The sequence below is a fragment of the Maribacter flavus genome (assembly GCF_008386635.1).
Lineage (GTDB): Bacteria > Bacteroidota > Bacteroidia > Flavobacteriales > Flavobacteriaceae > Maribacter > Maribacter flavus.
In genome coordinates, this window is record NZ_VUOE01000004.1 from 117185 (window position 1) to 129912 (window position 12728).

Sequence of the window (12728 nt, forward strand, 5' to 3'; positions counted from 1 at the left end):
CGCCTGATGGTGTCACCGTGACCCCTGTTACGGGAACGGTAGCCGTTTGTACTGTAATGGTCGCGGTATCCGTAAAGGAACTGTCGTTGGTGGTGGCGGTGATGGTCGTTGTCCCTGCCCCAATGGCCGTTACGGTCCCGTCTGTGCTTACCGTTGCAACCCCGGGATTGCTGGTGGACCATGCCACGGACGTGTCGGTCGCGTTTGCCGGGCTGACGGTGGCCGTGAGGGAGGCGTTGTCCCCAACGGTCAGGTCCGCACCGGACGGTGTCACCGTGACCCCGGTCACGGGAACGGTTGCCGTTTGGACGGTAATGGTTGCGGTATCCGAAAATGAGCCGTCGTTCGTTGTGGCGGTAATGGTTGCTGTCCCGGCGCCTATGGCCGTTACGGTCCCGTTCGTGTTTACCGTGGCAACTCCTGGATTGCTGGTTGACCATGCCACGGACGTTTCGGTCGCGTTTGCCGGGCTTACGGTGGCCGTGAGGGAGGTGCTTTCCCCAACGGTCAGGGCCGCACCGGACGGTGTCACCGTGATCCCGTTTACAGGAACTGTCGTTGAATTCCCGAAGAGTCCTACAATTTTTGAATTCCAACCACCTTCATAGCTCGTGTAATCTCCATTGAACCAAATTGCATGTTGATCTTGACCATGATTTTTTGGAACGATAGGACGCAAATGGTCTGCTGCTGAATTTTGCGTTATGGGTTGCCAAGAGAATGTAAGTCCTCCATCTGAAGTCACTCCTTTCCAGATTTCATATCTATCGTTTGCATTTAAAGGTATATTTGTTCCCTGCCAGGTCAAGTCAAAAGGGTTTGCTGCGTTGGAGGAAATATATACCACATTGGGATTATCAGGGTCTACGGCGATTCCACCGGAATAATCCTCTTCGGATGCATAGAGTGGTCTGCCCGCCTTGGCTATCATAACTTTTTGCCATTCAGTGCCTGTCCAACGGGCATAGTAATAGAATATCCGTGTGGCAAGATAACTTGAATTCCCTGGGTCATCCAGACTTACCTGAAATACCGTCATAGGCCTACCATCTGTATAATATGCAGTGTCCCATGTCCAGGCTCGTCCATTGGGAATCCAATCATTGGGCCCTTCACCTGCTCCCCATGGAGATGTTGAATATTGATATACATAGGTGCCCCTTTCCCCGCCATCATGCTGAATAGGTAAATCCTGGAAATTCTTGAAAAATGATCCATCAGAATTTCTAAAGATCCCATTCTCGTAATACAAATGGTAAATGGAATTGGTAGAAACCCTTGGGTGCCCATCGGTATACGTGAAATCAATCCTACTTACCTCATCGGTAGCAAACTTTGGGTACGGCCTTTGAAGTCCTGAACCTGTGGTTCTTATAAGTTGTATTTGGTTCTCCCAAGTAAGTCCTTCGTCCCTGGAAATAGAAACTGTTGGGTTGTCATTTATTCCCCGATAAAAATTATATATCGCATTATTTTCACCTGATAATGAATATGTATTGGAAAAAAGATTAGTGGTTGGTAGGTCCCATTTATATTCAGAACTCCAATCCGATATTGACCCAGGAGTTGCATTATTTGATATTCTATAAAAAAATTCGTTGCCTAGGTGTCTAGTATGCATAGCTAATAACCTACCATCTGAAAGGATTGTGATGGAAGGTGCCACATGGTCATCCCTCTGTGCTGATGCCGTAGTAGAGATTATGGTTTCCGTACCCGTATTGTTATTGGGATCATATCTAGTTAGGCCAACTTGTCCATTACGTTTTGCGTACCCCACAAAGAGATAACCGTTGCTGAAAACTGCACGTTCATCCATACTCCAATTCCAAGCTCCATCAGGTGCAATATCCCTCACATCTGGAGAACCTTGGGCCAAAGTATCAAGAGAAAATAGAATGGATAAAAGAAATACTAATATTGTTTGTATTTCTTCTGACCTAAATTGATGCTTTTTCATTTTCAGAAAGTTAATAGTCAGTTTACCAAAGAAAGGAATTTAATCATAAAGACTGCAACACAATCGTTTTACCTTGAAAAATAAACGATTAAAGGTATAATAAATCCTATTGTTTTAAATATTAAAACGTTTATTAAATGTTTTATTAATGGGAACTGAATGGGAGGTAATTTGTTCAATTTGCCACAAAGTATGAAGCTTATAGTAAATTTTTTGGAAATGAGAAGCTACAAGTTCATAAGATCCCATAAGCATGGTTTTGTGTGTTTGTCGAGAAGTTTTTAGTCCAGGCCTAAAAAACAGAAGCTTTGATTGATTTTTAGGGCTGTTTTGTGTAGTAAAATGGGATTTTGTATTGAAATTCCAAGCTTTGAGACCAAGGCAAGAATAGAACCTTGTTAAGCTCTGCTGGCTTTTTCTGTGCTTTCAATTCGTTTTTCAACTATATGATAATGAACATTATACAAAAAACCCCAATGTTTTCCTTGAGGGTTTCTTTTGCTGAGGAAGAAGGGATTTTGTCCCAACGACCCGAACAGGGAATCTTGTGCAGACATGAAACCCACGCAAGCTTTGCTTCCCCAATCTTCGCTTCCAAATGCTTTTGCAAGTTTGCTTACAACGCATTCTAAAACACAAAACCCACGACGCTTTCGTCGTGGGTTTCTTTTGCGGAGGAAGAAGGGATTTTGTCCCAACATCCCGAACAGGGAATCCTGAGCAAGCATGAAACCCACGCAAGCTTTGCTTGCCCGTTATGCGCTTCCAAATACTTTTGCAAGTTTGCTTGCAACGCATTTGGAAACACAAAACCCACGACACATACGTCGTGGGTTTCTTTTGCGGAGGAAGAAGGGATTTTGTCCCAACATCCCGAACAGGGAATCCTGAGCAAGCATGAAACCCACGCAAGCTTTGCTTGCCCGTTATGCGCTTCCAAATACTTTTGCAAGTTTGCTTGCAACGCATTTGGAAACACAAAACCCACGACACATACGTCGTGGGTTTCTTTTGCGGAGGAAGAAGGGATTCGAACCCTCGGGGGCATAAACCCCAACCGTAACTAAGTTACTGTTTGCAATAAGCCACTCTGCCATTCCTCCATTACTGGAATGGTATAACGGAACTAATTTTATTTTATTGCCAATTGATTCTTTTTATTGATGTTTAAGTTTCTTTTTGTCTTGGACATGGTATACATTTGTACCCTGAAATTAAACGTTTTTATAGGGTCATTGGACGATATTAATCTTCTGGAACTAAGGAATGTTTTTTTTTTGTTGCTTGATTTTACTTACATATTTCTGCTATGAAAAATAATTACGAATTTAATTCGAAAAAAATAAGAAAATACTTGTACATTTTGTCAGCTACTCTTTTTGGGGCGGGCATCATGAGTTTCGGTCCTATGTTCTTTGGGCCCGGCATGACGACCCCCGAGGCGTTCAGCGTAGCTGTCAATACGGGATTTCCCGTGGCTGGGGTGAATACTCCGGCCTACGAGGTCGCCTTTCCGAATCTAACCTTCGATTCCCCCATTACCTTTAACCCGGTACCTGGTCAGAACCGGATAGTCGTCGGCCAGCTCGACGGTAAGGTTTACTGGATTTCTACGGACAATTCCACGGCCCAGCGCAACCTGATCGTGGACTGGTCCAGCGAGGTTGGCGACCGTAATGAGGGGGCTGTATGGGACGGGGGCTTTTTGGGGCTTGCCATCCATCCGGATTTCGGTACGGACCCTACGAAGAACTATATGTTCGCGTACTATTCCACGAACGCCGCGAGCAACAATCTTGGGACCCCCCAGGGGTTCAGGTGCAGTGTCGAGAATTTCAGCGGCAACTATCTGGTATTGGCGCGTTTCCGTGTAGATCCGGTCACGATGTCCTATGTGCCCAACAGTCAGCAGATTATGATGCGCCGTGAACTCTACAATACGACCCACCGTGGTGGGGGTATGACCTTCGGCCCCGATGGATATCTATATGTCACCACGGGCGACCAGGCGACCTATGCCAATGCACAGGACATCGCCAACAATTTGGACGGAGGCGTACTGCGTTTGGACGTGGATATGAACCCTGCCACCGGCCATGCCCCCAAGCGCTTCCTTCAGGACCCGGGTGTGGGGAACACCCATCCGGACTCGGATGGTCTGGAAACGTCGGGTGCATTTTATTTCATTCCCAACGACAATCCATTCAATGTTCCCTTAGGGGATTCCAGTTCTCCCGTTTTCGAGGAGTACTATACCATTGGTCACCGCAGTCCGCATAGGCTTACCATGGACTCGGCCACGGGCGACCTGTATATAGGGGAGGTCGGGGAAGCAACCCACGAGGAGATCAATATTCTGAGGAACAGTCCCTCGACCGCTGGGAACAACTATGGGTGGCCCTTTTACGAGGGCTTTGCAGGCTTTACGCCCCCGACCCAATCAGGGGTTCCCTGCAACGTGACGCTGTATCCCGGAACGGACCTTACAGATCCCTTAACGGATTTCACCAGGCAAGAGGCCTGGTCTATAATCGGGGGCTATGTATACAATGGTTCCATTGCACAATATCAGGGAAGGTATATCGCCGGCGATTATGTGACCAACCAACTGTATGCGATAGATACCCAGAGCGGTGCCAAGGAGAACCTAGGTGTTGGTCCCGGGGAGATGATCTCCTTTGGTCAAGATAGCAACGGTGAGCTTTATATTCTTAGATTGGGGAATAATGGCAGTGGGATCTACAGATTAAGGGAGTCCATCGATATCAATTCGGCCCCGACCTTGCTTTCGGACACCGGGGTCTTTGTAACGGACGTCGACGGCGATTTTTCGGATATCGGGCAGTTGAGCGTAACCAATGGTTTCATACCCTATGACATGATACAGCCTTTCTGGTCGGACGGGGCACTGAAGAGCCGATGGATGGCCATCCCCAACAACGGGACACACGACACCCCTGCGGAGCAGATCCAATGGTCGGAGGACGGCGACTGGCAGTTCCCAGTGGGGTCCGTGCTGGTAAAGCACTTCGATTACCCTGACGAGAGCAGGCCCAACCAGACCAGGAAGATCGAGACCCGTTTTTCGATAAAGGGGACGGACGGCAACTTTTACTTCCTTACCTATAAGTGGAACGCTGCGGAGACGGACGCTACCTTGGTGGACATGTCCACCGGGGAAACGGTAAGTATAGATATAACAAGGGGGGGCAACCAGGAAACCATAGAGTGGCTGTACCCGTCCAATTCACAGTGCCTTAATTGCCACAACCCGGCCCTTGGGGGCACCTTGGGGCCCAGGACGCGCAACCTTAACAGCGACTATGACTATAGTGCCAAGGGAGGTACGGTAGGGAACCAGTTGGTGACCTTGAGTACCTTGGGCATACTTAATGAGAACATAACGGATACGGATACCCCCGGCTACCTTACCCACAAGGCCATCGACGACCTGAACGCGACGTTGGACGAAAGGGCCCGTTCCTACCTGGACAACAACTGCGCCTATTGCCACCAGCCGGCGACGGGCAACCGTGCGGACTTCGACCTGAGGCTTTTCAATACGCTGGCACAGACAGGTCTTTTGACAGCGGGGATCAACCAGGCCGTTCCGGCCATGGCCCCGGACCAGGAGATTTTATTTCCAGGGGATGCCTCAAAATCACAATTGTACCACAGGGCGAACAGCCTTGAGCCGGGCGTAAAGATGCCACCTTTGGCCAAGGGCATCGTGGATACGGAGGGCGTTGCCTTATTGGAAGCTTGGATAAACCAGTTGGAGGCGCCGGCGCCACCTCCGTTGGGCGATTACAGGATCGTGAACCGTGCCTCCGGACAGACGTTGCAGGTACCTGACGCCGGCACGGCGAATTCGGCCAATGTGGCCACGGGAGGCTATGCAGGCCTGGCGCACCAGAACTTTGCCTTGGAGGATGCGGCCGTTGCGGGCTATCACCAGTTGAAGGCCCTGCACAGCGACAAATACCTGGACGTTGCCGCGGCCTCGACGGCCAACGGGGCGAACGTATGGCAGTACACGGGCAATGGAACGGACGCACAGCTCTGGGAACTGGTCGACGCGGGGGACGATACCTATAACATCATAAGTAAGTTAAGTGGATATTATTTGGGTACTGAACCTAATGGCAACGTGGTGGTAGCGGCAAATAACGGAAGCGATATCTTCCGGTGGGAATTTCAACCTACAGGTTCTTCTTTGGATTTGGGTATTACTGTGGAAGAAGCACCATTAGTAACTTCAGAAGATGGTATGGAAGACGAGATAAGCATTGTTTTGGACGCTCCACCGGCCACTAACGTGGTACTAACCATAAATGGAATTACAAATGAGGATGAATTTTCCTTATCTGTATCCCAAGTTACCTTCACACCCGCCAATTGGGACACTCCGCAATTGGTCACGATAACAGGTGTTGATGATACAGAAGTGGATGGTGTACAATATTTTACGGTGGAAATTAGCGTCGATGATGCGCAAAGCGATCCTTCCTACTCCGGATTTACGGCTACGATTGAGGGTTATAATTCTGACGATGATGGGGGCGGTGTTGGCCCACCGGCTTTGGGGATTTACAGAATTGTAAATTTTGATAGTGGGGAAACCCTTCAGGTACCAAATGCGAGTACCGCAAATCTAGCGAATATTACGGAAAATGCATATGAAGGTCTAAATCATCAGCATCTTGAATTGGAATACGCCGGGAATAACCTATATAAATTAAAATTTGTACACAGTGGCAGCTATCTGGATGTTGCCCAAGGATCTGCTGCACCAGGAACGAATGTTCTGCAGTATGAAGACAATGGCGGTAATACGGATGCCCAGTTCTGGCAAATTGTAGATGCTGGTGATGGTACTTTCCATTTAATTAGCCAGGCTGGAGGACATTATCTAGGTACACAACCCAACGGGAACGTGTACGTGCAGTTGAATGATGGAAGCGATATTTTCCGGTGGCAGTTCTCAACCCCAAGCGGACCTTTAGGCAATGGGATTACAGTAAGTCCTGAGGTAGTTGCTGTTTCTGAAGATGGCCAAACTGATATTTTGAGTGTTGTCCTCACTGCGGCGCCTACGGAAGATGTGGTTTTGACTTTGGTTGGAATTTCCAATATAGACGAGTTTAATTTGTCTCTCAGCGAGTTAACATTCACTTCAGAAAATTGGGATACACCGCAAGAGGTCACTGTATCTGGTGTTGACGATACCGATGTTGATGGAGTACAATACTTTGAAATAGAGATTGCAGTTGATGCCGTGAGAAGTGATGCGCTTTATACAGGTTTTTCTTTAGTGGTCGATGGATATAATTCCGATGATGACGGTGGTGGCGTAGGCGCTCCGGTCACCGGAACCTATAGATTAATCAATAGGGCAAGTGGAGAAACCTTACAGGTTCCTGATGCGAGTCTTTTGGACCAGGCTAATGTAGCGGAAGGAACTTATAATAATACGGATAATCAGCACTTCGAACTCGAATATGCAGGTAATAATTTATATTCCCTAAGAGTATTGCATAGTGATAAATATTTGGATGTTGCTACTGCCTCAACAGCCGTAGATACGAATATTTGGCAGTACGAAGGCAATGGATCGGATGCTCAACTATGGCAAATAGTAGATGCAGGTGATGGTACTTTCTATCTTATTAGCGAGTTAAGCGGATATTATTTGGGAACGGAACCTGATGGCAACGTAATTGTGAAGGCAAATGACGGTAGTGATACCATAAGATGGGAATTTACATTTACGGGATATGCCCCAACTGCAATTGCCGAATCGGATATTATAGATGGTGAAGCACCGTTGGATGTGTCCTTTACAGGAGATGCTTCAACAGACGATATTGCAGTTACAGGGTACCTTTGGGACTTTGGCGATGGTAGTACTTCCACTGAGGCGAATCCCATACATACTTTTGATGCGGCAGGTAGTTATGACGTTGTCTTAACAGTAACTGATGGAGGTGGTTTGACAGATACGGCTGCTGCAATTACCATTACGGTATTTGCTCCTAATGGTGCCCCAACTGCGGTGGCATCTTCTGATGTCAGTGAAGGAGAAGTACCTTTGGAGGTGTCCTTTACGGGGGATGGGTCTATAGATGATATTGGTATCAACGAATATCTTTGGGATTTTGGTGATGGTGTTACAGCTACCGAAGCGAACCCCGTTCATACTTTCATGGCCGTTAACACCTATGAGGTGAGCCTTACTGTGACCGATGCCGGTGGGTTAACGGATACGACAACTCTTTCAATAACGGTTAATCCTGTAAACGAAGCGCCAACTGCAATGGCTACTTCGAATATTAATGAGGGAGAAGCTCCATTGGAAGTTACTTTTACCGGAGATGGTTCCACGGATGATGTTGCTATAACGGAATACTTATGGGACTTTGAAGATGGTACAACTTCTACTGATGCTAACCCCATTCATACTTTTAATGCTGTAGGTACTTACGACGTGCTATTAACGGTAACAGATGCAGGGGGATTAACGGATACGGATATGCTAACCATTACGGTGACCGCTGCCAACGGTATTCCCACGGCAATAGCAACCTCGGATGTTAGCGAAGGATTAGCTCCATTAGATGTATCCTTTACCGGTGACGGGTCTATTGACGATTCAGGTATTACAGAATACCTTTGGGATTTTGGTGATGGTGTTATTTCAGCAGAGGCAAACCCTGTCCACACTTTCGTTGCCGCTGGCAATTACAATGTAGTCTTAACGGTAACAGATGCTGGGGGATTAACGGATGAGGATTCACTTACGATTACAGTAACTGGAGCAAACGACAACCCAACGGCGGTGGCCACCTCGGATATTTCAGAAGGTGAAGCTCCTTTGGAGGTTTCATTTACAGGCGACGGTTCTACGGACGACCTAGGTGTTACCGAATACCTTTGGGATTTTGGAGATGGTGTTACTTCCACTGAGGCGAACCCGGTTCATATTTTCGATACTGCTGGTACTTTTGATGTACTCTTAACGGTGACGGATGCAGGTGGATTAACCGATACGGCTACTTTGACAATTGAAGTAATCGACAATGAGACAAATTCTCAAGACGTGGAAATCATTATTGCCCCCAATCCCGCATCACAGTACGCCTATATTTATTTCAATGACCTATCCATTGACAGAAATACTATTATTGGTTTTACTGTACATGATACAGGTGGTAGATTGATCGCTCAGTATATGGAGTCTGAGGTTTATAGTGAACAAGGTATGTACACCATCCCAATGTTTGGACTTCGAGATGAATTTTATGCCATTACAATATCCTTTACAGAGGGACCATCAATAAGTAAAAGAGTAATTGTAAGGAATTAATTGAGCTAGATTATAGTTAAAAGGGACGACTAAAAACCGTCCCTTTTTTTTGTTTAAAATTAAGCATTGGTTTATCTCTAAATTAACAAGTGTTATTAATCGAATAAAAAGGTATTTATATCGATTTGTCCATTGTAAAATTTATACAAATTCTTTTTGTGTTAATTTTAACATTCTCCCCCAAATTTCTAATAAAACATATTTAAAATGAAAGTTTTAAGGGGTAGATTATATTGGTTTTTTTTGGCCACATTTGCGGCCGCTATCATGAGTTTCGGTCCTATGTTCTTTGGGCCCGGCATGACGACCCCCGAGGCGTTCAGCGTAGCTGTCAATACGGGATTTCCCGTGGCTGGGGTGAATACTCCGGCCTACGAGGTCGCCTTTCCGAATCTAACCTTCGATTCCCCCATTACCTTTAACCCGGTACCTGGTCAGAACCGGATAGTCGTCGGCCAGCTCGACGGTAAGGTTTACTGGATTTCTACGGACAATTCCACGGCCCAGCGCAACCTGATCGTGGACTGGTCCAGCGAGGTTGGCGACCGTAATGAGGGGGCTGTATGGGACGGGGGCTTTTTGGGGCTTGCCATCCATCCGGATTTCGGTACGGACCCTACGAAGAACTATATGTTCGCGTACTATTCCACGAACGCCGCGAGCAACAATCTTGGGACCCCCCAGGGGTTCAGGTGCAGTGTCGAGAATTTCAGCGGCAACTATCTGGTATTGGCGCGTTTCCGTGTAGATCCGGTCACGATGTCCTATGTGCCCAACAGTCAGCAGATTATGATGCGCCGTGAACTCTACAATACGACCCACCGTGGTGGGGGTATGACCTTCGGCCCCGATGGATATCTATATGTCACCACGGGCGACCAGGCGACCTATGCCAATGCACAGGACATCGCCAACAATTTGGACGGAGGCGTACTGCGTTTGGACGTGGATATGAACCCTGCCACCGGCCATGCCCCCAAGCGCTTCCTTCAGGACCCGGGTGTGGGGAACACCCATCCGGACTCGGATGGTCTGGAAACGTCGGGTGCATTTTATTTCATTCCCAACGACAATCCATTCAATGTTCCCTTAGGGGATTCCAGTTCTCCCGTTTTCGAGGAGTACTATACCATTGGTCACCGCAGTCCGCATAGGCTTACCATGGACTCGGCCACGGGCGACCTGTATATAGGGGAGGTCGGGGAAGCAACCCACGAGGAGATCAATATTCTGAGGAACAGTCCCTCGACCGCTGGGAACAACTATGGGTGGCCCTTTTACGAGGGCTTTGCAGGCTTTACGCCCCCGACCCAATCAGGGGTTCCCTGCAACGTGACGCTGTATCCCGGAACGGACCTTACAGATCCCTTAACGGATTTCACCAGGCAAGAGGCCTGGTCTATAATCGGGGGCTATGTATACAATGGTTCCATTGCACAATATCAGGGAAGGTATATCGCCGGCGATTATGTGACCAACCAACTGTATGCGATAGATACCCAGAGCGGTGCCAAGGAGAACCTAGGTGTTGGTCCCGGGGAGATGATCTCCTTTGGTCAAGATAGCAACGGTGAGCTTTATATTCTTAGATTGGGGAATAATGGCAGTGGGATCTACAGATTAAGGGAGTCCATCGATATCAATTCGGCCCCGACCTTGCTTTCGGACACCGGGGTCTTTGTAACGGACGTCGACGGCGATTTTTCGGATATCGGGCAGTTGAGCGTAACCAATGGTTTCATACCCTATGACATGATACAGCCTTTCTGGTCGGACGGGGCACTGAAGAGCCGATGGATGGCCATCCCCAACAACGGGACACACGACACCCCTGCGGAGCAGATCCAATGGTCGGAGGACGGCGACTGGCAGTTCCCAGTGGGGTCCGTGCTGGTAAAGCACTTCGATTACCCTGACGAGAGCAGGCCCAACCAGACCAGGAAGATCGAGACCCGTTTTTCGATAAAGGGGACGGACGGCAACTTTTACTTCCTTACCTATAAGTGGAACGCTGCGGAGACGGACGCTACCTTGGTGGACATGTCCACCGGGGAAACGGTAAGTATAGATATAACAAGGGGGGGCAACCAGGAAACCATAGAGTGGCTGTACCCGTCCAATTCACAGTGCCTTAATTGCCACAACCCGGCCCTTGGGGGCACCTTGGGGCCCAGGACGCGCAACCTTAACAGCGACTATGACTATAGTGCCAAGGGAGGTACGGTAGGGAACCAGTTGGTGACCTTGAGTACCTTGGGCATACTTAATGAGAACATAACGGATACGGATACCCCCGGCTACCTTACCCACAAGGCCATCGACGACCTGAACGCGACGTTGGACGAAAGGGCCCGTTCCTACCTGGACAACAACTGCGCCTATTGCCACCAGCCGGCGACGGGCAACCGTGCGGACTTCGACCTGAGGCTTTTCAATACGCTGGCACAGACAGGTCTTTTGACAGCGGGGATCAACCAGGCCGTTCCGGCCATGGCCCCGGACCAGGAGATTTTATTTCCAGGGGATGCCTCAAAATCACAATTGTACCACAGGGCGAACAGCCTTGAGCCGGGCGTAAAGATGCCACCTTTGGCCAAGGGCATCGTGGATACGGAGGGCGTTGCCTTATTGGAAGCTTGGATAAACCAGTTGGAGGCGCCGGCGCCACCTCCGTTGGGCGATTACAGGATCGTGAACCGTGCCTCCGGACAGACGTTGCAGGTACCTGACGCCGGCACGGCGAATTCGGCCAATGTGGCCACGGGAGGCTATGCAGGCCTGGCGCACCAGAACTTTGCCTTGGAGGATGCGGCCGTTGCGGGCTATCACCAGTTGAAGGCCCTGCACAGCGACAAATACCTGGACGTTGCAGCGGCCTCGACGGCGAACGGGGCGAACGTATGGCAGTACACGGGCAACGGAACGGACGCACAGCTCTGGGAACTGGTCGACGCGGGGGACAACACCTACAACATCATCAGCAAGTTGAGCGGGTACTATCTGGGGACCCAACCCAACGGGAACGTGGTGGTATCGGAAAATAACGGAAGCGATATCTTCAGATGGGAGTTTTTATCGAAAAATGATAATTTATCGCTCACCCCGATATCGGACCGTTCGGATTCGGTGGGGGATGCGGTGGACTTTACGGTCACTGCCACTGGTGGGGACCCTTCGGCGCCCCTTTCCTATGGTCTTTCTGGCGCTCCTACGGGAATCGATATCGATGCGTTGACTGGCCGTGTGACGGGCACGCTCGTAGCGGGCGCGGAAGCGGGCGGTCCGGGTTCGGATGGCGTGTATACGGTCACCGTGACGGCTACCCGTGGTTCTTCCCAGGCGAGCTCGGGGTTTTCGTGGACGGTCTCTACGGCGCCCGAGCCCTCCACGGTGGTTTATAGG

Annotated in this window: 4 protein-coding genes and 1 tRNA gene; 2 read left to right on the top strand and 3 right to left on the bottom strand. The window is 49.0% G+C overall.

The genetic code is table 11. The annotated features are described in order from the left end of the window. The 3 genes from F0361_RS18360 to F0361_RS18370 form a co-directional block, all read right to left on the bottom strand. A partial coding sequence (locus tag F0361_RS18360) for an Ig-like domain-containing protein (protein ID WP_211361188.1) occupies nt 1–1960 on the bottom strand: 1960 nt, incomplete at its 3' end. Between the two features lie 398 nt (nt 1961–2358). Further along, nucleotides 2359–2688, bottom strand: a complete 330-nt coding sequence (locus tag F0361_RS18365) for a hypothetical protein (RefSeq protein ID WP_154920855.1) — start codon at nt 2686–2688, stop codon at nt 2359–2361. Between the two features lie 286 nt (nt 2689–2974). Beyond that, nucleotides 2975–3063: transfer RNA gene (locus F0361_RS18370), tRNA-OTHER, on the bottom strand. A 260-nt stretch (nt 3064–3323) separates the two neighbouring features. Between F0361_RS18370 and F0361_RS18375 the strand changes: the two genes are divergently transcribed. Continuing rightward, the gene (locus F0361_RS18375) at nt 3324–9326 is read left to right on the top strand and encodes a PKD domain-containing protein (protein WP_161598262.1); all 6003 of its coding nucleotides are present in this window, start codon (nt 3324–3326) and stop codon (nt 9324–9326) included. 207 nt (nt 9327–9533) lie between these two features. Next, the coding region (locus tag F0361_RS18380) for a PQQ-dependent sugar dehydrogenase (RefSeq protein ID WP_154920857.1) at nt 9534–12728 on the top strand (3195 nt) is incomplete at its 3' end.

Coding starts and splice junctions, on each gene's coding strand:
- F0361_RS18365 (WP_154920855.1), bottom strand. CDS start 2,688: ATGCTTGCTCAGGATTCCCTGTTCGGGATGTTGGGACAAAATCCCTTC.